This window comes from Bacillus sp. JZ105 (assembly GCF_053903125.1).
Genome location: NZ_CP096387.1, coordinates 866,619 through 886,818 on the forward strand (window position 1 = coordinate 866,619; position 20,200 = coordinate 886,818).

Annotated in this window: 13 protein-coding genes, 16 tRNA genes, 3 rRNA genes and 1 pseudogene; 27 read left to right on the plus strand and 6 right to left on the minus strand. The window is 45.3% G+C overall.

Going from position 1 to position 20,200, the window contains the following annotated elements:
• Positions 1-100 precede the first annotated feature (100 nt).
• The 5 genes from M1D81_RS04275 to M1D81_RS04295 are packed head-to-tail and all read left to right on the plus strand — an operon-like array spanning position 101 to position 5,606.
• Positions 101-1,123, plus strand: a complete 1,023-nt coding sequence (locus M1D81_RS04275) for an ABC transporter ATP-binding protein (RefSeq protein ID WP_456265529.1) — start codon at positions 101-103, stop codon at positions 1,121-1,123.
• A complete protein-coding gene (locus M1D81_RS04280) occupies positions 1,092-2,069 on the plus strand; it encodes an ABC transporter ATP-binding protein (protein WP_456265528.1) in 978 nt (325 codons plus the stop codon). Before M1D81_RS04275 ends, M1D81_RS04280 begins: the two co-directional genes overlap by 32 nt.
• Positions 2,044-3,630, plus strand: a complete 1,587-nt coding sequence (locus M1D81_RS04285; protein ID WP_456265527.1) for an ABC transporter substrate-binding protein — start codon at positions 2,044-2,046, stop codon at positions 3,628-3,630. Before M1D81_RS04280 ends, M1D81_RS04285 begins: the two co-directional genes overlap by 26 nt.
• 60 nt (positions 3,631-3,690) lie before the next feature.
• Positions 3,691-4,692 (plus strand): ABC transporter permease, encoded by a 1,002-nt coding sequence (locus M1D81_RS04290; protein ID WP_456265526.1) that lies wholly within the window; start codon positions 3,691-3,693, stop codon positions 4,690-4,692.
• Positions 4,693-4,709: 17 nt separating this feature from the next.
• Positions 4,710-5,606: an ABC transporter permease gene (locus M1D81_RS04295; protein WP_456265525.1), complete on the plus strand. Its 897-nt coding sequence runs from the start codon at positions 4,710-4,712 to the stop codon at positions 5,604-5,606.
• Positions 5,607-5,834: 228 nt separating this feature from the next.
• Here M1D81_RS04295 and M1D81_RS04300 read toward each other — a convergent pair whose 3' ends face one another.
• Both M1D81_RS04300 and M1D81_RS04305 read right to left on the minus strand, forming a co-directional pair.
• A complete protein-coding gene (locus M1D81_RS04300) occupies positions 5,835-6,908 on the minus strand; it encodes an aromatic acid exporter family protein (RefSeq protein ID WP_456265524.1) in 1,074 nt (357 codons plus the stop codon).
• A gap of 244 nt (positions 6,909-7,152) precedes the next feature.
• The gene (locus M1D81_RS04305; protein WP_456265523.1) at positions 7,153-8,451 is read right to left on the minus strand and encodes a glutamate-1-semialdehyde 2,1-aminomutase; all 1,299 of its coding nucleotides are present in this window, start codon (positions 8,449-8,451) and stop codon (positions 7,153-7,155) included.
• Between the two features lie 129 nt (positions 8,452-8,580).
• Here M1D81_RS04305 and bcp point away from each other — a divergent pair, with 129 nt between their 5' ends.
• Positions 8,581-9,048, plus strand: a complete 468-nt coding sequence (bcp, locus tag M1D81_RS04310; protein WP_024425791.1) for a thioredoxin-dependent thiol peroxidase — start codon at positions 8,581-8,583, stop codon at positions 9,046-9,048.
• Between the two features lie 158 nt (positions 9,049-9,206).
• On the plus strand, positions 9,207-9,644 hold the full coding sequence (gene perR, locus M1D81_RS04315; protein ID WP_012009347.1) for a peroxide-responsive transcriptional repressor PerR: 438 nt from the start codon (positions 9,207-9,209) through the stop codon (positions 9,642-9,644).
• Positions 9,645-9,680: 36 nt separating this feature from the next.
• Here the strand turns inward: perR and M1D81_RS04320 are convergent, their stop codons facing one another.
• On the minus strand, positions 9,681-10,028 hold the full coding sequence (locus tag M1D81_RS04320; RefSeq protein WP_024425201.1) for a YgzB family protein: 348 nt from the start codon (positions 10,026-10,028) through the stop codon (positions 9,681-9,683).
• A gap of 189 nt (positions 10,029-10,217) precedes the next feature.
• Here M1D81_RS04320 and M1D81_RS04325 point away from each other — a divergent pair, with 189 nt between their 5' ends.
• From M1D81_RS04325 to M1D81_RS04420, 20 genes are all read left to right on the plus strand, one after another.
• On the plus strand, positions 10,218-11,096 hold the full coding sequence (locus M1D81_RS04325; protein ID WP_024425790.1) for a nucleotidyltransferase-like protein: 879 nt from the start codon (positions 10,218-10,220) through the stop codon (positions 11,094-11,096).
• Between the two features lie 272 nt (positions 11,097-11,368).
• Positions 11,369-12,917, plus strand: a 16S ribosomal RNA gene (locus tag M1D81_RS04330).
• A 182-nt stretch (positions 12,918-13,099) separates the two neighbouring features.
• A 23S ribosomal RNA gene (locus tag M1D81_RS04335) occupies positions 13,100-16,030 on the plus strand.
• Positions 16,031-16,139: 109 nt separating this feature from the next.
• Positions 16,140-16,255: ribosomal RNA gene (rrf, locus tag M1D81_RS04340) — 5S ribosomal RNA — on the plus strand.
• Together the 16S, 23S and 5S rRNA genes with 16 tRNA genes alongside form the textbook arrangement of a ribosomal RNA operon.
• Positions 16,256-16,264: 9 nt before the next feature.
• Positions 16,265-16,339 (plus strand) — tRNA-Asn (locus M1D81_RS04345).
• 4 nt (positions 16,340-16,343) lie between these two features.
• Positions 16,344-16,434: transfer RNA gene (locus tag M1D81_RS04350), tRNA-Ser, on the plus strand.
• 17 nt (positions 16,435-16,451) lie between these two features.
• Positions 16,452-16,526: transfer RNA gene (locus M1D81_RS04355), tRNA-Glu, on the plus strand.
• Positions 16,527-16,559: 33 nt separating this feature from the next.
• Positions 16,560-16,635: transfer RNA gene (locus tag M1D81_RS04360), tRNA-Val, on the plus strand.
• 15 nt (positions 16,636-16,650) lie between these two features.
• Positions 16,651-16,727 (plus strand) — tRNA-Met (locus M1D81_RS04365).
• Between the two features lie 4 nt (positions 16,728-16,731).
• A tRNA-Asp gene (locus M1D81_RS04370) sits at positions 16,732-16,808 on the plus strand.
• A gap of 18 nt (positions 16,809-16,826) precedes the next feature.
• A tRNA-Phe gene (locus tag M1D81_RS04375) sits at positions 16,827-16,902 on the plus strand.
• A 6-nt stretch (positions 16,903-16,908) separates the two neighbouring features.
• Positions 16,909-16,981 (plus strand) — tRNA-Thr (locus M1D81_RS04380).
• A 15-nt stretch (positions 16,982-16,996) separates the two neighbouring features.
• Positions 16,997-17,081 (plus strand) — tRNA-Tyr (locus M1D81_RS04385).
• A gap of 14 nt (positions 17,082-17,095) precedes the next feature.
• Positions 17,096-17,169 (plus strand) — tRNA-Trp (locus M1D81_RS04390).
• A gap of 29 nt (positions 17,170-17,198) precedes the next feature.
• Positions 17,199-17,274 (plus strand) — tRNA-His (locus tag M1D81_RS04395).
• 9 nt (positions 17,275-17,283) lie between these two features.
• Positions 17,284-17,355: transfer RNA gene (locus tag M1D81_RS04400), tRNA-Gln, on the plus strand.
• Positions 17,356-17,362: 7 nt separating this feature from the next.
• Positions 17,363-17,437 (plus strand) — tRNA-Gly (locus tag M1D81_RS04405).
• Positions 17,438-17,442: 5 nt separating this feature from the next.
• A tRNA-Cys gene (locus M1D81_RS04410) sits at positions 17,443-17,513 on the plus strand.
• Between the two features lie 14 nt (positions 17,514-17,527).
• A tRNA-Leu gene (locus M1D81_RS04415) sits at positions 17,528-17,616 on the plus strand.
• Between the two features lie 37 nt (positions 17,617-17,653).
• Positions 17,654-17,735: transfer RNA gene (locus M1D81_RS04420), tRNA-Leu, on the plus strand.
• A gap of 125 nt (positions 17,736-17,860) precedes the next feature.
• Here M1D81_RS04420 and M1D81_RS04425 read toward each other — a convergent pair.
• The 3 genes and pseudogenes from M1D81_RS04425 to M1D81_RS04435 all read right to left on the minus strand — a co-directional run.
• Positions 17,861-18,017 (minus strand): annotated as a pseudogene (locus M1D81_RS04425) (alpha/beta hydrolase fold domain-containing protein); the annotation flags it as partial.
• A 316-nt stretch (positions 18,018-18,333) separates the two neighbouring features.
• Positions 18,334-19,290 carry an alpha/beta hydrolase gene (locus M1D81_RS04430; protein WP_456265522.1) on the minus strand — a complete coding sequence of 319 codons (957 nt, stop codon included), beginning with the start codon at positions 19,288-19,290 and terminating at the stop codon, positions 18,334-18,336.
• Between the two features lie 44 nt (positions 19,291-19,334).
• Positions 19,335-20,093 carry an SDR family oxidoreductase gene (locus M1D81_RS04435; protein ID WP_456265521.1) on the minus strand — a complete coding sequence of 253 codons (759 nt, stop codon included), beginning with the start codon at positions 20,091-20,093 and terminating at the stop codon, positions 19,335-19,337.
• Positions 20,094-20,200: the final 107 nt, after the last annotated feature.

Genomic DNA, 20,200 nt, shown 5'->3' on the forward strand with positions numbered 1-20,200 from the left:
CGATTCTAGCGGATAGGCTTTTTTATGCTTGTCAAAAACATGACATATTTCCCAGCTTGTCTCAATACAATTTTAAAAAGTATGACGGGGTGGTGAATATGTGAAAGAACAAGACGTGCTGCTAGATGTCAAACAGCTGTCCATTGCGTTTCAGCAGAAAAAGCAAAAAGTGCCCATCGTCCATCACATCTCGTTCTCGATTCAAAAAGGAGAAACGTTAGGGATTGTGGGCGAATCTGGCTGCGGGAAAAGTATCACAAGCATGTCATTAATGGGATTGAATCAGCAAACCGATACAACGGGTGAGGTTCATTTCGAAGGGCAAAATCTGCTGTCACTTTCAGAGAAACAGTGGCGAGAGATAAGAGGAAATGACATTTCGATGATTTTCCAAGAGCCTATGACCTCTCTGAACCCATTAATGACCATCGGCAAACAAATGACGGAAGCCCTTTTCACACATCAAGCAATCGGTCAAAAAGAAGCAAAAGCGAAGGCGGTTGACCTGCTTCAAACAGTTGGGTTGAAGCAAGCCGAATCGCTGCTGAAAAAATATCCACACGAATTATCAGGCGGCATGCGCCAGCGAGTCATGATTGCAATGGCAATGCTTTGTCATCCAAAGCTCATGATCGCTGATGAACCGACAACTGCACTTGATGTGACCATCCAAGCGCAAATCCTTCGTCTGCTCAAAAAGCTGAACGAAGAGATGGCCACTGCTATTTTATTTATTACCCATGATCTAGGTGTCGTGCGGCAAATATGCCAGCGAGTCATGATTATGTATGCCGGTCGAATTGTAGAAGAAGGAACCGTTGACCGTATTTTTCAAAAACCTCTGCATCCCTACACGAAAGGTCTTTTCGCCTCAGTCCCATCGTTTAAAGAGAAAAAAGAAAAACTCATCTCTATTGCAGGTCATGTGCCTAAGCCAGGGGCCATCCGGTCCGGCTGTCAATTTGCACCACGCTGCCCATATCAAATGCCGCAATGTCTTGAAAAAGATCCAGCCTTACAATCCATTGAACAGAATCACCGCGTGGCATGTTTTCTAATGGAAGGAGGAGAAGACACTGAGTCACCCACTCTTGCAAGTGAATCAGCTGACAAAACGGTATGACACAGCCGCTTTTTTTTCTAAACATAAACAATCGACTTTGGCTTTAAATCAAGTGTCCTTTCACGTGAAGGAAGGAGAAACGCTTGGCATTGTTGGTGAATCAGGCTGCGGTAAATCAACACTTGGCAAAAGCCTAATGAGATTGACTGAACCGACGTCAGGCTCTATTCAATTAAAAGGGCAGGAGATCACCCTTCTAAAAGAACGAGACATGCGTTCCTTAAGAAAAGATATTCAAATGATCTTTCAAGATCCATATGCTTCTTTAAATCCAAGAATGAAAATCAAAGATATTTTAGAGGAACCACTGATTGTCCATCAGCATGGGACGAAAGCAGAAAGACGGAAACGGGTAAAAGAGATGCTGCATATTGTTGGATTTGATCCTTCTTACGGGGAACGTTATGCGCATCAATTCAGCGGCGGGCAAAGGCAGCGTATCGGTATTGCTAGAGCACTTATTACACACCCAAGTCTTGTCATTGCCGATGAACCAGTTTCGGCTTTAGATGTATCCGTTCAAGCGCAAATTTTGAATTTGATGCTTGAATTGCAAAAGACGCTTTCTCTGACGTATTTGTTTATTTCTCACGACCTTGGGGTTGTCAGATATATGAGTGACCGGATCGCCGTCATGTATGCTGGGCGCATTGTCGAGATGGGACCTGCCGAGGATGTGTTTCACAGCCCGCTTCATCCCTATACATCGCTGCTTCTGACATCCATTCCACATATGGATCACGTACTAGAGGCGCAAGATGTGGCAGCAGAAGAGACCACAATGACGGAACGCGGCGGCTGTCCTTTCTACAAAAGGTGTCCAAAGAGATGGGAGAAATGCCTGAAAGCAGTTCCTGCTTTGTATGAGGAAGAACCGGGGCACGCGGCCGCGTGTTATTTATATCAAAAGGAGGAACACAATGAAGAAGACATGGTTATTCACTAGTTTCATTTTTGTGCTGGCACTGGCGCTCTTTTTAGGCGGATGCTCGTCTTCACCGACATCGGAAGAAAAGGCAACAAAAGATACCCTCGTATTTGGCAGAGGGGGAGATTCCACTTCACTAGATCCAATCACAACGACAGAAGGCGAAACCTTCAAGGTCACAGAGAATATATTTGAAAAGCTTTTGAATTACGGTGAGAAAGACACGACGATCCATCCTGGCCTCGCAACAGAATGGGATGTTGCAAAGGACGGAAAGTCATACACGTTCTACTTAAGAAAAGGTGTGAAATTTCACGATGGTACAGACTTTAACGCAGAAGCAGTGAAATTCAATTTTGAGCGCTGGATGAATGGAGACGCAGAAAAGTTCCCTTACTATGGTATGTTTGGCGGCTATAAAAAAGATAAAGGGCATGTCATTAAAGACATCATCGTCAAAGGCGAGCATGAAATTGAATTTCAGCTAAAGCGCCCGCAGGCGACATTCCTCAAAAACATTGCCATGTCACCATTTGGCATCGCCAGTCCAGCCGCAGTTGAAAAAAGCGGCGATTCATTTAGAGAAAACCCAGTGGGGACAGGACCGTTCAAGTTTAAAGAGTGGAAGCAAAACGACCGTATCGTGTTAGAAAAAAACAAGGATTATTGGCAGAAGGATAAACCAAAGCTGAATCAAATCATCTTCCGCTCCATTCCAGAAAACTCTGCTCGTTTAAATGCCCTTAAAACAGGCGAGATCGACTTAATGGATGGCGTGAATCCGTCAGATTTAGATGGCATTAAAACCGGCAAAGCACTCCAGCTCATTGAAAGACCATCGATGAACGTAGGCTATATCGGACTGACTGTCACAAGAAAGCCGCTTGATAACAAGCTGGTTCGTCAGGCACTCAATTATGCGGTCGATAAAGAATCGATTATTGAGTCATTTTATGGCGGACTTGCTGAGCCAGCAAAAAATCCATTGCCGCCAGCTTTAGAAGGCTACAATGACGACATTGAGCCATATCCGTATGATCCAGAAAAAGCGAAAGAACTATTAAAAGAAGCGGGCTTCCCTGACGGCTTTCGCATCAAGCTTTGGGCAATGCCTGTACCGCGTCCATACATGCCAGATGGGATGAAGGTGGCGGAAGTCATTCAGTCAAATTTTGAAAAGGTCGGCGTCAAAGCAGAAATTGTGACATATGACTGGGCGACCTACTTAGATAAAGCAAGTAAAGGGGAAGCAGATGTGTTCTTATTAGGCTGGACAGGGGACAATGGTGATCCTGATAATTTCATTTACACACTGCTGGACAAAGACAGCATCGGCGGTAACAACTATACATTCTTCGAAAACGATAAAATGCATGACATTCTTATTGAAGCGCAAACAGACACAGATCAAAAGAAACGAAATGAGCTGTATAAAAAAGCGCAGGAAATCATTCATGACGAAGCGCCTTGGATTCCATTGGTGCATTCGATTCCAATGCTTGCCGCTTCTAATGATTTAAAAGGCTATCAGCCGCATCCAACTGGTTCAGAAGCTTTAACTGACGTGTATTTCGAATAAGCAAATAAGGGGGATCTTGTATCTCCCTTATCAAACAAAGATAAAGGCGGTGAAAGCTGTTTGTTTGCTTATTGTATGAAGCGGGCAGGAATGCTCATCCCAGTACTGATCGGAATGACATTGGTCGTGTTTTCAATTATTCGTTTTATACCTGGAAATCCAGCGCAGGTCATCTTAGGACAGCGGGCAACGAAAGAGGCAGTAGAACAATTAACGATCCAGCTCGGTTTAGATCAGCCATGGTACGTTCAATACGGTCATTATATGCTTGGCCTTTTAAAAGGGAATTTAGGGACTTCCATTCGAACAGGAGCGGCGATTGCCCAGGAAATGAAGCCCTACTTATTTGCGACGTTAGAATTGACCTTTTTTGCCATGGTGCTGGCGATTGTCGTGGGAGTGAATGCCGGAATCATTAGTGCTTGGTTTAAGCATTCTTTCTTTGATTATGCCGCGATGTTTATTGCACTCATCGGAGTGTCCATGCCAATTTTCTGGTTAGGCTTAATGGGGCAGTGGCTGTTCTCGATCGAATTAGGTATTTTGCCGACGACGGGCCGAGAAGACGTAAGGAACCCAGTCGAATCGATCACGTATATTCATACGCTGGACACGCTTTTGCAGGGCCGGTTTGATCAATTCGCTGACAGCATCGAGCATTTGATCTTACCAAGTACAGCACTCGCCACAATTCCTGCTGCGATTATTGCGAGAATTACAAGGGCAAGTATGCTGGAAGTGCTTCATTCCGATTTTATTCGAACAGCAAAAGCAAAAGGAGTACGTTCATTTTTCATCATTTATCAGCATGGTCTGAAAAATGCGCTCATTCCGATCTTGACGATTATTGGTCTTCAGACAGGACTCTTGCTTGGTGGAGCGATTTTAACAGAAACCATTTTTGCTTGGCCGGGAATTGGCCGGTATATATATGACGCCATCAGTTATCGTGATTACCCAGTCATTCAAACAGGCATTCTTGTCGTTGCGCTTATATTTGTTCTGATCAATTTCATTGTGGACATCTTGTATGCGGTCATTGATCCAAGGATTAAATATTAGGGAGGGAGAGTGACAATATGGAAGCACAAAAAGAGCTTGAACCACCTCAGCCAAAAGATGAACGCTCTCAATCATTGATTCTTGAATCGGTGAAGCAGTTCTTTCAGCACAAGCTGGCGGTCATTGGCAGTGTGATAGTCTTTTTATTTCTAATCCTAGCGTTCTTTGCACCGCTCATTGCTCCTTATGGAATCAATGAACAATCACTCGGTGAGCGATTTAGTGCTCCTTCAGCTGCACACTGGTTTGGTACGGATGATTTCGGCAGAGATATATTTTCAAGAGTTGTGCATGGAGCGCGGATTTCCTTATGGGTCGGCTTCTTCTCGGTCCTCGGGTCTGTCATTTTAGGCACACTGCTTGGATTGATAGCAGGCTATGGCGGAAGAGTGCTAGATGCTGTGATCTCTAGACTGTTTGATATTTTACTCGCTTTTCCTAGCATTCTATTAGCGATTGCTATTGTCTCCATCCTAGGCCCCTCCTTACAAAATGCCCTTATCGCCATTGCGATTATTAATGTCCCAACCTTTGGACGGCTCGTTCGTTCAAAAGTGCTGAGTATTAAACAAGAAGAATACGTGCTGGCAGCAAAGGCGGTTGGGATGTCACACCGCCGCATCGTGCTGCGTCACATCCTGCCAAATAGTATGGTGCCGGTCATCGTACAGGCAACGCTAGCGATCGGAACAGCAATTATTGAGGCAGCGGCTTTAGGCTTTTTAGGATTGGGTGCACAGGCGCCAAGTCCAGAATGGGGGAAAATGCTCGCCGATGCGAGACCTTATCTCGTTCAAGCCCCCTGGACATTATTTTTCCCAGGAATAGCGATCATGCTGACGGTTCTAGGCTTTAACCTGATGGGGGATGGATTAAGAGACACACTGGATCCTAAAATGAAGAAAATAAAATAAGACCGATTCTCAGAATCAGTCTCAGCGCGCGGGCAAACCCTCGCATTCGGTGTCAGTCCTGCGTGCCGGTGCTCACGAATACTCAATTCGCTCCGCTCCGGTACTCGTTCTTCCTAGACTGCAAAGGTTTTCAGGTCACGCTGAAAAGAAGACAAAGAGCTAAAATCAAGATCATTTTAGCCCTTTGTCAACAATTTAAGGCCGATTCTCAGAATCGGCCTTTTCTGTTTATGCTTCTTTTTCTTCTGTCTCGATTTCACTATCTTTTGGGTGATACGTCTGGAAGCTTGTAATCAATGTATCTAAATGTTCTAATTCATCACGGTATTCGATGATGCTGGACATGACATTCAGCATGTTGTAATCGAGTAAGTCGTTTTCTTGGTTTTGCTGATGCTGAATAAATGATTTCGTTAACGTCTCAAGGCGAAGAGAGCATTCATCTTGAAATTCATCGTCCTGCGGCTTCATTTTTCCGACGAATTTCATCAAGGTGCGCTCATGCCAATACAGTAAATAATCAATTTCATCCGTTAAGCTTTCCCTGAAATGCTCTGGCATCAAATGAATTTCATTTTCTAATTTATGAAGCTTTTTCAGCAAATACAACGCGCGATTTGATGTCATAATGGCCTGCCTGAACAAAACAAGCTTTCTTGATTTGACATAGGTGGTTTTCTTTAAATAGCTTCGTTCCTCTTTGTATAACAAGTAAATGTGATCTAATTTGATCATGCGTTCTTTTATTTGATCGATGTCATCCTTTAATGTGGAATGATCAGTAGACTGTCTGGAGGTTAGACGAATCCATTTTAAAATCTCCTCCGTATTCTCCATAATGTGATGAACAAGCTTTGTTTCATACTTTGGCGGCAGGAAGATTAAATTCACTAAAAATGAAGAAAGAACCCCTAACACCACAGTAGCTGTTCGGATTAAGGCAAAGGAAAGGAAATGATCCCCTGCACTTTCTAAAATCGCGATGACGGTTACAAGTGCAATCGGAATGGTCTGTTCAATTTTCAGCTTTAAATTAATGGCGATGACCATGACGGCGGTTAAACCGATAATGACTGGTCCTGTGCCAAAAAGCAGACCGAAGGTAATGGCAAGCGCTGCGCCAATAATATTGGCTTGCACTTGATCAACAATGGTTAAAAAAGATCGATAAATAGATGGCTGGATAGCAAATACAGCTGCAATTCCCGCGAAGACGGGCGTTGGCAACCCAAGCCATGTTGCCAGGTAAAGCGCGAGTACAATGGCGATACCAGTTTTTAAAATACGGGCTCCAAGTTTCATTGGTTTTGTCCCTGCATTCCTTTCTTTTCGATAATAGATGATCACTCGTCATTTATCATGCATATTTTGATGAAACAACTAAGTAATATACAGCGGTCTTCCGAAATATTCAAGTGATTTTTGAAAGTTCATGAAAACATCTAAAGAAGGTATTGAGAAGAAATGTAACAGATTCGCACGCTTTTGACAAACAAGAGCTGGTAAATAAAAAAACAGGCGCATGTTTTTACGCCTGTTTTGGACTTCATGATGATTGTTTTAGCTGTGCAAATGCATGATCTACTGCTTGCAGCGTCTCAGAAATATCTTTTTCAGTATGTGCGATCGTTAAGAACCAAGCTTCATATTTAGAAGGAGCGAGGTTAATGCCTTGCGCGAGCATTAATTTGAAGAAACGTGCAAACATTTCGCCATCCGTATTTTCAGCCTGCTCGTAGTTCACAATCGTTTCTGTTGTGAAATAAATTGTGAGCGCTCCTTTTAAGCGATTCACTGTAATATCTACTTGATGCTTTTTGGCATGGGCTAAAATGCCTTCTTCTAACATAGCGCCAAGCTGGTCAAGACGCTCGTAAACACCGTCTTCTTTTAACACTTCCAAGCAGGCCATACCTGAAAGGATGGATGCAGGATTTCCTGCCATTGTGCCAGCTTGATAGGCTGGTCCAAGCGGAGCAACTTGTTCCATAATTTCTTTTTTACCGCCGTAAGCGCCGATAGGAAGTCCGCCGCCAATAATTTTTCCTAATGCAGTGAGGTCAGGTTTTACTTGAAGCAAGTCCTGTGCACCGCCATACATAAAACGGAAAGCGGTAATGACTTCATCATAAATCACCAGTGCGCCTTTTTCATGTGTGAGGTCATTGACCTGCTGCAAGAAACCGTCCTTAGGCTCTACGATGCCAAAGTTCCCGACAATTGGCTCGACAAGGACAGCTGCTACTTCATCTCCCCAGCGATCTAATGCTTCTTTATAGCTGTCAATATCATTAAATGGAACCGTAATGACTTCATTGGCGATACTTTTTGGTACGCCCGCGGAATCAGGTGTTCCTAAAGTGGAAGGACCAGAGCCTGCTGCCACCAGCACAAGATCAGAGTGGCCGTGATAGCATCCGGCAAACTTAATGATTTTTGTTCTGCCTGTAAATGCGCGAGCCACTCGAATTGTTGTCATCACCGCTTCTGTACCTGAATTGACAAAACGAACTTTGTCCAAAGCAGGCATGGCTTCCTTCAGCATTTTAGCAAAAGTGACTTCATGCTTCGTTGGTGTTCCGTAAAGGACACCTGTTTCAGCCGCTTTCGTGATGGCTTTTGTAATATGCGGGTGGGCATGTCCTGTAATAATTGGACCGTATGCTGCTAGATAGTCAATATAGCGGTTTCCGTCAACATCCCAAAAATAAGCGCCTTCTCCTCTTTCCATCGCAACGGGTGAACCGCCGCCTACTGCCTTATATGAACGAGACGGGCTGTTGACACCTCCAACAATGTGCTCCAGCGCCTCTTGATGTAATTTTTCTGATTCTGTGAATTTCATAAATAGCCTCCTATCTCAACGTATCACGTCGTCTAACATTATTTTAACATGCCGATGCAAGCGTCCTTAGTTGAATATCCTCTCAAAATTGGATAGGCTAATGAAAAAACAGGTTGGAGGGATTGTGTCATGACAATCGAAGTAGGGCAGCAAGTACCTGACATTGAATTAACCGGTGACAATGGGGAGAAAGTAAAGCTTTCTGATTTTAAAGGAAAACATATTGTCCTTTATTTCTATCCAAAAGATATGACACCAGGCTGTACAACAGAAGCATGTGATTTCCGCGACCGCCATCAAAGCTTTGCAGAATTAGATGCTGTCATTATCGGCGTAAGCCCAGACAGTCAGGACAAGCACCAAAAGTTTAAAGAAAAACATGATTTGCCGTTTCTGCTTCTTGTAGACGATGAACAGAAATTGTCTGAAGCATTTGGGGTATGGAAGCTGAAAAAGAATTTTGGCAAAGAATATATGGGAATCGAGCGTTCAACGTTTCTGATTAATAAAGAAGGCACGCTTGTGAAAGAATGGCGAAAAGTAAAGGTAAAAGACCACGTAGAGGAAGCGCTTGAGGAATTGAAAGCTCACGCTTAATATCCTCATATGATGAGATCGGCAGTCATGCCGGTCTTTTTTTGTAAAGAAGAATAGGTAAAAAAGAGGATTGTAATTGACAAAGTTTCGGCTCTGGGGGTACACTATTTATAAAGATTATAATATAAGAATATTTTTGAAGAGAGGTGCATGATGAAATGGCTGCTCACGAACTAAAAGACGCTTTAGATGCTCTAAAAGAAACCGGTGTTCGAATTACTCCGCAGCGCCATGCCATCTTGGAGTTTCTCGTAAATTCTATGACTCACCCAACCGCGGACGATATATATAAAGCACTTGAAGGAAAATTTCCAAACATGAGTGTCGCAACGGTTTACAACAATTTACGAGTCTTCCGGGAATCTGGATTAGTAAAGGAATTAACGTATGGTGATTCCTCAAGCCGATTTGATTTTGCGACATCTGACCACTACCATGCGATTTGTGAAAACTGCGGAAAGATCGTGGACTTTCACTATCCTGGCCTTGATGAAGTTGAACAGCTTGCATCCCATGTGACGGGCTTTAAAGTCAGTCATCATCGCTTGGAGATCTATGGAACTTGTCAAGAATGTGCGAAAAAAGAAAATCATTAATGAAAAAGCTGACCGGTTAAATTGGTCAGCTTATTTTTATGACTTTTTTCGATTGTAGGATTCATCAAACTCTTTACCTTCTAATGCTGGATCAAGTGTAAGCGGCTCTCTGCAATGCATGCACATGTCCACCCGCCCAAGCACTTTTGTTTCCTTCTCACAGCCTGGACAAACGACACGTACTGCCTTCGTAGAAAGCATACCAATCCAAAAGTAAACGGCTGTACTTAATCCAATCGATAAGACGCCAAGCAGCATAAAGAAAGTCGACAGCCAGATCGATTCCTTGAAGAACACACCGATATACATGATCAGAAAGCCAACAAAAACCAAACTAAGTGCAAATGTTCTGATTTTATTAATCTTACTGGAGTATTTCGCCATCCCTAGTCCCCCTTATCTCCAATATAGCACATTTTACCTTTCCGTTTGAATTAGTTATAGAGTTTTGTGAATAAATTGCTTATAATGATTCAATGATCTTTTTTCATGTATTGAAGGAATTTTGATTCTATGAGGAGAAATACATAGCATTAGAGAAGAACTTTACACCCGAGTATTGGAGGAATCACTATGGAAAATCTTCTCCGTCCTATTTATCAAGAGAGAGCAAGCCATCCAGACACATTAGCTGTGATTATAGTAGAAAGAAGACATAAAGTATCTTCTGAAACGGATAACTTTGATGCAGCACTTTTAGTCATCGTAAAAGAAGCGGAAGAGCCGTTATTTATCAAGCACTATGAATCCGATCACCAAACAGCTTCTTTAAACGTTGTCACAGATGACCAACTAAAGGAATGGATCACCCTCGGTACTAACCGCCGAATCATCGATTGGATTTTGAATGGAAAAGTCCTGTTTGATCGAAATGAATATATCTTCAACTTAATTGATGAACTAAGTACATTCCCGTTTTCAAACCGCAAGCTCAAAATCGGTTTAGAATATGGCAAGCTCATTCGCAGATATATAGAAGGAAAAGCATTTTTTGAGTCAAATCAATTCCTAGATGCATATAATTCCATTGTGCATGCCCTGCATCACTTAGCACGTATTGAAGTAATTGATAAAGGCTTTCACCCAGAAGTGACCGTTTGGAACCAAGTGCGTCATATGGAGCCGGAAGTATACAAACTTTATTCAGAACTGATTGAAAGCCATGAAAGTCTGCATAAACGTTTGGAACTTTTATTTTTAGCAAATGATTTTTTGATCCATTCAAAAGCAGAAATTGGTGCCGCTCATTTGCGTCATGTCATGGAACAGAAGGATATATGGCTTTTTGGTGAGCTTCTTGCACACCCTGATCTAAAGTATTTCACGCCTGACCTTAGCGTCATGATTGATTTCTTTGTGGAAAAAGGAATTGTTCAAGTGGAGCCGATTGAGACAAAGGGACAAAAAATCTATCATCGAGGATATTTTGTGAAAAAAGATATTGACGCATGAATATTATGATGGTATATTATTAAACGTCGCTAACGAGCAACTGAGTTGCTTTGAAAGAAAAGCTGACAAAAAGAAATTCTGAAAAACGCTTGACGCACACGGTGCTCAAATGTTATATTGAGAAAGTCGCCTCTGAGAGACGGCGGAGATGATCTTTGAAAACTAAACAAGACAAAACGTACCTGTTAATTCGAGTTTTTATAAAAAATCCTATGATACTTCATAGGTAGTCAGTCGAACGCTGACGAAAAACAAAACTTCGGTTTTGTACTTTTTCGGAGAGTTTGATCCTGGCTCAGGACGAACGCTGGCGGCGTGCCTAATACATGCAAGTCGAGCGGACAGAAGGGAGCTTGCTCCCGGATGTTAGCGGCGGACGGGTGAGTAACACGTGGGTAACCTGCCTGTAAGACTGGGATAACTCCGGGAAACCGGAGCTAATACCGGATAGTTCCTTGAACCGCATGGTTCAAGGATGAAAGACGGTTTCGGCTGTCACTTACAGATGGACCCGCGGCGCATTAGCTAGTTGGTGGGGTAATGGCTCACCAAGGCGACGATGCGTAGCCGACCTGAGAGGGTGATCGGCCACACTGGGACTGAGACACGGCCCAGACTCCTACGGGAGGCAGCAGTAGGGAATCTTCCGCAATGGACGAAAGTCTGACGGAGCAACGCCGCGTGAGTGATGAAGGTTTTCGGATCGTAAAGCTCTGTTGTTAGGGAAGAACAAGTGCGAGAGTAACTGCTCGCACCTTGACGGTACCTAACCAGAAAGCCACGGCTAACTACGTGCCAGCAGCCGCGGTAATACGTAGGTGGCAAGCGTTGTCCGGAATTATTGGGCGTAAAGGGCTCGCAGGCGGTTTCTTAAGTCTGATGTGAAAGCCCCCGGCTCAACCGGGGAGGGTCATTGGAAACTGGGAAACTTGAGTGCAGAAGAGGAGAGTGGAATTCCACGTGTAGCGGTGAAATGCGTAGAGATGTGGAGGAACACCAGTGGCGAAGGCGACTCTCTGGTCTGTAACTGACGCTGAGGAGCGAAAGCGTGGGGAGCGAACAGGATTAGATACCCTGGTAGTCCACGCCGTAAACGATGAGTGCTAAGTGTTAGGGGGTTTCCGCCCCTTAGTGCTGCAGCTAACGCATTAAGCACTCCGCCTGGGGAGTACGGTCGCAAGACTGAAACTCAAAGGAATTGACGGGGGCCCGCACAAGCGGTGGAGCATGTGGTTTAATTCGAAGCAACGCGAAGAACCTTACCAGGTCTTGACATCCTCTGACAACCCTAGAGATAGGGCTTTCCCTTCGGGGACAGAGTGACAGGTGGTGCATGGTTGTCGTCAGCTCGTGTCGTGAGATGTTGGGTTAAGTCCCGCAACGAGCGCAACCCTTGATCTTAGTTGCCAGCATTTAGTTGGGCACTCTAAGGTGACTGCCGGTGACAAACCGGAGGAAGGTGGGGATGACGTCAAATCATCATGCCCCTTATGACCTGGGCTACACACGTGCTACAATGGACAGAACAAAGGGCTGCAAGACCGCAAGGTTTAGCCAATCCCATAAATCTGTTCTCAGTTCGGATCGCAGTCTGCAACTCGACTGCGTGAAGCTGGAATCGCTAGTAATCGCGGATCAGCATGCCGCGGTGAATACGTTCCCGGGCCTTGTACACACCGCCCGTCACACCACGAGAGTTTGCAACACCCGAAGTCGGTGAGGTAACCTTTATGGAGCCAGCCGCCGAAGGTGGGGCAGATGATTGGGGTGAAGTCGTAACAAGGTAGCCGTATCGGAAGGTGCGGCTGGATCACCTCCTTTCTAAGGATATATGGAGCAGAGTGCGTTTTCGTCTTGTTTAGTTTTGAAGGATCATTCCTTCAAAACATGTCTCTAGCGAGACAGGATTGTTCTTTGAAAACTAGATAACAATAAGTAATACATTCACATTGAATGCAATGCAAAGTTCATCACACATAGTGATTCTTTCTAAAGTAAGAAATGGTTAAGTTAGAAAGGGCGCACGGTGGATGCCTTGGCACTAGGAGCCGATGAAGGACGGGACGAACACCGATATGCTTCGGGGAGCTGTAAGCAAGCTTTGATCCGGAGATTTCCGAATGGGGAAACCCACTGCTCGTAATGGAGTAGTATCCATACTTGAATACATAGAGTATGAGAAGGCATACCCGGGGAACTGAAACATCTAAGTACCCGGAGGAAGAGAAAGCAAATGCGATTCCCTGAGTAGCGGCGAGCGAAACGGGAACAGCCCAAACCAAGAGGCTTGCCTCTTGGGGTTGTAGGACACTCTATACGGAGTTACAAAGGAATGATATAAGCGAAGAGGTCTGGAAAGGCCCGCCAAAGAAGGTAACAGCCCTGTAACTGAAATGTCGTTCTCTCCAGAGTGGATCCTGAGTACGGCGGAACACGTGAAATTCCGTCGGAATCCGGGAGGACCATCTCCCAAGGCTAAATACTACCTAGTGACCGATAGTGAACCAGTACCGTGAGGGAAAGGTGAAAAGCACCCCGGAAGGGGAGTGAAATAGATCCTGAAACCGTGTGCCTACAAGTAGTCAGAGCCCGTTAACGGGTGATGGCGTGCCTTTTGTAGAATGAACCGGCGAGTTACGATCCCGTGCAAGGTTAAGCAGAAGATGCGGAGCCGCAGCGAAAGCGAGTCTGAATAGGGCGCATGAGTACGTGGTCGTAGACCCGAAACCAGGTGATCTACCCATGTCCAGGGTGAAGTTCAGGTAACACTGAATGGAGGCCCGAACCCACGCACGTTGAAAAGTGCGGGGATGAGGTGTGGGTAGGGGTGAAATGCCAATCGAACCTGGAGATAGCTGGTTCTCTCCGAAATAGCTTTAGGGCTAGCCTCAAGGTAAGAGTCTCGGAGGTAGAGCACTGATTGGACTAGGGGCCCCTACCGGGTTACCGAATTCAGTCAAACTCCGAATGCCGATGACTTATCCTTGGGAGTCAGACTGCGAGTGATAAGATCCGTAGTCGAAAGGGAAACAGCCCAGACCGCCAGCTAAGGTCCCAAAGTATACGTTAAGTGGAAAAGGATGTGGAGTTGCTTAGACAACCAGGATGTTGGCTTAGAAGCAGCCACCATTTAAAGAGTGCGTAATAGCTCACTGGTCGAGTGACTCTGCGCCGAAAATGTACCGGGGCTAAACGTATCACCGAAGCTGCGGACTGTTCTTGCGAACAGTGGTAGGAGAGCGTTCTAAGGGCTGTGAAGCCAGACCGGAAGGACTGGTGGAGCGCTTAGAAGTGAGAATGCCGGTATGAGTAGCGAAAGACGGGTGAGAATCCCGTCCACCGAATGCCTAAGGTTTCCTGAGGAAGGCTCGTCCGCTCAGGGTTAGTCGGGACCTAAGCCGAGGCCGAAAGGCGTAGGCGATGGACAACAGGTTGATATTCCTGTACCACCTCCTCACCATTTGAGCAATGGGGGGACGCAGGAGGATAGGGTAAGCGCGGTATTGGATATCCGCGTCCAAGCAGTTAGGCTGGGAAATAGGCAAATCCGTTTCCCGTAAAGGCTGAGCTGTGATGGCGAGCGAAATTTAGTAGCGAAGTTCCTGATTCCACACTGCCAAGAAAAGCCTCTAGCGAGGTGAGAGGTGCCCGTACCGCAAACCGACACAGGTAGGCGAGGAGAGAATCCTAAGGTGATCGAGAGAACTCTCGTTAAGGAACTCGGCAAAATGACCCCGTAACTTCGGGAGAAGGGGTGCTTCTTAGGGTGTTAAAGCCCCGAGAAGCCGCAGTGAATAGGCCCAGGCGACTGTTTAGCAAAAACACAGGTCTCTGCGAAGCCGTAAGGCGAAGTATAGGGGCTGACGCCTGCCCGGTGCTGGAAGGTTAAGAGGAGCGCTTAGCGTAAGCGAAGGTGCGAATTGAAGCCCCAGTAAACGGCGGCCGTAACTATAACGGTCCTAAGGTAGCGAAATTCCTTGTCGGGTAAGTTCCGACCCGCACGAAAGGCGCAACGATCTGGGCACTGTCTCAACGAGAGACTCGGTGAAATTATAGTACCTGTGAAGATGCAGGTTACCCGCGACAGGACGGAAAGACCCCGTGGAGCTTTACTGCAGCCTGATATTGAATGTTGGTACAGCTTGTACAGGATAGGTAGGAGCCTTGGAAACCGGAGCGCTAGCTTCGGTGGAGGCATCGGTGGGATACTACCCTGGCTGTATTGACCTTCTAACCCGCTGCCCTTATCGGGCAGGGAGACAGTGTCAGGTGGGCAGTTTGACTGGGGCGGTCGCCTCCTAAAATGTAACGGAGGCGCCCAAAGGTTCCCTCAGAATGGTTGGAAATCATTCGCAGAGTGTAAAGGCACAAGGGAGCTTGACTGCGAGACCTACAAGTCGAGCAGGGACGAAAGTCGGGCTTAGTGATCCGGTGGTTCCGCATGGAAGGGCCATCGCTCAACGGATAAAAGCTACCCCGGGGATAACAGGCTTATCTCCCCCAAGAGTCCACATCGACGGGGAGGTTTGGCACCTCGATGTCGGCTCATCGCATCCTGGGGCTGTAGTCGGTCCCAAGGGTTGGGCTGTTCGCCCATTAAAGCGGTACGCGAGCTGGGTTCAGAACGTCGTGAGACAGTTCGGTCCCTATCCGTCGCGGGCGCAGGAAATTTGAGAGGAGCTGTCCTTAGTACGAGAGGACCGGGATGGACGCACCGCTGGTGTACCAGTTGTTCTGCCAAGGGCATCGCTGGGTAGCTATGTGCGGACGGGATAAGTGCTGAAAGCATCTAAGCATGAAGCCCCCCTCAAGATGAGATTTCCCATTCCGTAAGGAAGTAAGATCCCTGAAAGATGATCAGGTTGATAGGTCTGAGGTGGAAGCGTGGTGACACGTGGAGCTGACAGATACTAATAGATCGAGGACTTAACCTATATTCTATTGTGAAGCATGAACATTGTTATCTAGTTTTGAGAGAATATTTTTAAAATATCTCTTGATTTATTTTCAATACATAGTATAATATCTTTTGTCACTAAATTGTCTGGTGATGATGGCGAAGAGGTCACACCCGTTCCCATACCGAACACGGAAGTTAAGCTCTTCAGCGCCGATGGTAGTTGGGGGTTTCCCCCTGTGAGAGTAGGACATCGCCAGGCTTTCTTCATTCCGCAGTAGCTCAGTGGTAGAGCTATCGGCTGTTAACCGATCGGTCGTAGGTTCGAATCCTACCTGCGGAGCCAATTTGGAGAGCTGTCCGAGTGGCCGAAGGAGCACGATTGGAAATCGTGTAGGCGGTAACCCCGTCTCAAGGGTTCGAATCCCTTGCTCTCCGCCACAATTTACATAATAAAGGGCCCGTTGGTCAAGCGGTTAAGACACCGCCCTTTCACGGCGGTAACACGGGTTCGAATCCCGTACGGGTCACCATTTTTATAGAATATACACCAGCATTTATTATTCGGAGGATTAGCTCAGCTGGGAGAGCATCTGCCTTACAAGCAGAGGGTCGGCGGTTCGAGCCCGTCATCCTCCACCATATCTTTTATATCGTCGCGGGGTGGAGCAGTTCGGTAGCTCGTCGGGCTCATAACCCGAAGGTCGCAGGTTCAAATCCTGCCCCCGCAACCAAAATGGTCCGGTAGTTCAGTTGGTTAGAATGCCTGCCTGTCACGCAGGAGGTCGCGGGTTCGAGTCCCGTCCGGACCGCCATTTTTCAAAAGAATACTTGGCTCGGTAGCTCAGTTGGTAGAGCAACGGACTGAAAATCCGTGTGTCGGCGGTTCGATTCCGTCCCGAGCCACCACTATTTGCCGGTGTAGCTCAATTGGTAGAGCAACTGACTTGTAATCAGTAGGTTGGGGGTTCAAGTCCTCTTGCCGGCACTGTTTTTCAAAAGTGGAGGGGTAGCGAAGTGGCTAAACGCGGCGGACTGTAAATCCGCTCCCTCCGGGTTCGGCGGTTCGAATCCGCCCCCCTCCACCATTTTTTGTTTTCATAGGGGCATAGTTTAACGGTAGAACAGAGGTCTCCAAAACCTCCGGTGTGGGTTCGATTCCTACTGCCCCTGCCAATTATACTTTATAATTCATTACATCTATGGCGGTTGTGGCGAAGTGGTTAACGCACCAGATTGTGGCTCTGGCACTCGTGGGTTCGATTCCCATCAATCGCCCCATTTTATTATTGGGCTATAGCCAAGCGGTAAGGCAACGGACTTTGACTCCGTCATGCGTTGGTTCGAATCCAGCTAGCCCAGTTGATATGCGGAAGTAGTTCAGTGGTAGAACACCACCTTGCCAAGGTGGGGGTCGCGGGTTCGAATCCCGTCTTCCGCTCCAATAATGGCGGCATAGCCAAGTGGTAAGGCAGAGGTCTGCAAAACCTTTATCCCCGGTTCAAATCCGGGTGTCGCCTTTTTTGAAAAGACTGCCGGGGTGGTGGAATTGGCAGACACACAGGACTTAAAATCCTGCGGTAGGTGACTACCGTGCCGGTTCAAGTCCGGCCCTCGGCACCATTGTTTTTTAATATAAGATGCGCTCTTTTATAATCATGCCGGTGTGGCGGAATTGGCAGACGCGCACGACTCAAAATCGTGTTCCTCACGGAGTGCCGGTTCGACCCCGGCCACCGGTATCAAATTGCTTTAGAATCAAGGCCTCAACATTAAGTTGAGGCCTTTTTCTTTGTGTTCTAACGCGCGACTATAAGCGACTAAAAAACCAAAATCGTGTGCGTAGATTGATTGAACTTTTGCTCTAAAGATAGCCTTCTGCATTATCACGTAATGAAGCTGGCTCTTCTCCTAATATAGCCTATATAAGGATATAAAAGTAGTTGAAATACCGGCTTTGGACCGCTTCTTTCTTCTGCCAGCGATACAACCGTCTCCAGATTTCCTCCTGCACTATCTCCACCGGAATAGAGAATTTGCCATACGCATTTACATACCTTCCGTATGATCTGGATATAATTCATAATATGTAAGATAACATTATTAAACTTGGAAAGAGTAAGTCTGAAACCGTCCAGTTTAAAATACCTTCATAAATATGCACAAAATTATATTGTACGAAAATGATGTTCTTATTGAACCAACCTTTTTAACATTAGTTTGATAAGCATAAAAATAAAGTAGGGATAGTACCACCTAATTAGGTACTATCCCTTTTCACTCCATTTACTTTTTAATTCTGCCGATGTAATCTTTTTGATTCTTTCTTTTGTGAAAAGTTTAAACCTCTGCCTTTACTACTCTTTCGAAAGCCTTCTTAACGGCTTGTAAATATTCATTCTTAGTTTGGACAGATATGTCTGCATTTGGATTCAATTCTTCGAAACCATGATAGCATCCAGGATACAAGTGAAATTCTACATCAACACCAGCTTGGGCAAGTTTAGTTACATAGGTTATTGTTTCATCGCGGAACGGGTCTAATTGACCGACACATGTGTAGGTGTACGGCAAGTTACTATAGTCCTCTGCTCGTGCTGGGGCTGCATAGGCAGGAATGTTTTCCGTACCATATATTTCACCTAAATACATTTTCCATCCCTGTTCATTTGTCTTTTGATTCCAAATTAAGCCTTCTTTAATTTCATTTGCTGATGGTGTATTATTTTGGTCATCAATCATTGGATAGAGCGGCATTTGAAAACAAATATCAGGATATTTTCGATCGCGGGCTAATAATGTCAATGCTGCTGTTAGTCCGCCGCCAGCACTATTCCCTGCGACACCAATTTTTTTCGGATCAATGTTTAATGTATCTGCATTATCAGCAATCCATTTTAACGCTGCATAGCAATCTTCAATTGGTGCTGGATAAGGATGCTCAGGAGCTAAGCGGTAGTCTACAGAAACGACCACACAGTTAGCTTCTTTTACAAATTTCATACAAAGATCATCATCACCCTCAATAGTCCCTATGATATAACCGCCACCATGTATCCATAATAGAACAGGTAAGGATTCATTCATTGATTTTGGCCGATAAATTCTTACCCTTAATGGATTAGCATTTGGTCCTACAATGGTTTCATCTGTTAATGATAGGGAATCATCAACAATTGCAGGTATACGCAGTTGAGCTTGGCTTTCTCGGAGTGCTGGCACATCCTCTGGGCGTAGATCGTCAAATGAAAACATTTCTAAGACTGATAATAAATCAGGGTTTATTCGGTTCTTCATTTGAACACTCCTTCAGGATTGTTTTAAAATATTTATCTTTAAAATTAGTATGAGGTCCAGCCTGCGTCAGCTGCGATTACTTGCCCATTTACGAAGCTTGATTCATCAGAACCTAAGAAAACAGCAAGTTGAGCAATTTCAACTGGTTTCCCAGCACGTGGCATTGTACCCATACCAGTAATTTGGCGACCATTTCCAAATTCGGAGATATTCGTCATAGATGCAGCGATATTAGTCTCGACACCACCAGGTGCAATACCATTACAACGTATACCAGATAAAGCATACATGTATGCAGTGTTTTGCGTTAGTCCGGTTACTGCGTGCTTAGAGGCTGTATAAGCTGCTCCAGCACGTCCCCCGCGTATGCCGCCTGCTGAAATGTTATTTACGATTACGCCATGACCTTGTTCTAAGAAGATGTTAGTTGCGATACGCATTGCACGCATAACACCCGTCGTGTTAACGGCAAATACACGGTCCCATCTCTCATCAGAAATTTCACCAACCGGTTCCATTCCATCCATAATACCTGCGTTGTTGACTAAAATGTCTAGCTTTCCAAAGGCCTCTTTTGTTTCAGTAAATAACTTTTCTAAGTCTGCTAATTCAGCAACATTAGTACGGTTTGCAACGGCAACCCCTCCATTGTTGTTAATAGCTTCTGTGACTGCTTGAGCCCCTTCGAAATTGTAGTCAGAAACGACTACTTTTGCTCCTTCTTTTGCATAAAGTTCTGCGATTGCTTTCCCCATACCTGAAGCTGCACCTGTTACGATAGCTACTTTGTTTTTTAATCTCATCGTAGATCCTCTTTTCTTTATTGTACATTTGTTTGATAAAATTATATTATTAATTTGAAAGCGAATTCAATAAACAAAAAACTATCAAATTGTTTAATATTGAACAG

Bases quoted from the DNA above. Each gene is read 5' to 3' on its own strand.
- M1D81_RS04285 (WP_456265527.1), top strand. From the start codon at position 2,044: ATGAAGAAGACATGGTTATTCACTAGTTTCATTTTTGTGCTGGCACTG.
- M1D81_RS04295 (WP_456265525.1), top strand. From the start codon at position 4,710: ATGGAAGCACAAAAAGAGCTTGAACCACCTCAGCCAAAAGATGAACGC.
- M1D81_RS04300 (WP_456265524.1), bottom strand. From the start codon at position 6,908: ATGAAACTTGGAGCCCGTATTTTAAAAACTGGTATCGCCATTGTACTC.
- M1D81_RS04305 (WP_456265523.1), bottom strand. From the start codon at position 8,451: ATGAAATTCACAGAATCAGAAAAATTACATCAAGAGGCGCTGGAGCAC.
- bcp (WP_024425791.1), top strand. From the start codon at position 8,581: ATGACAATCGAAGTAGGGCAGCAAGTACCTGACATTGAATTAACCGGT.
- perR (WP_012009347.1), top strand. From the start codon at position 9,207: ATGGCTGCTCACGAACTAAAAGACGCTTTAGATGCTCTAAAAGAAACC.
- M1D81_RS04320 (WP_024425201.1), bottom strand. From the start codon at position 10,028: ATGGCGAAATACTCCAGTAAGATTAATAAAATCAGAACATTTGCACTT.
- M1D81_RS04325 (WP_024425790.1), top strand. From the start codon at position 10,218: ATGGAAAATCTTCTCCGTCCTATTTATCAAGAGAGAGCAAGCCATCCA.
- M1D81_RS04430 (WP_456265522.1), bottom strand. From the start codon at position 19,290: ATGAAGAACCGAATAAACCCTGATTTATTATCAGTCTTAGAAATGTTT.
- M1D81_RS04435 (WP_456265521.1), bottom strand. From the start codon at position 20,093: ATGAGATTAAAAAACAAAGTAGCTATCGTAACAGGTGCAGCTTCAGGT.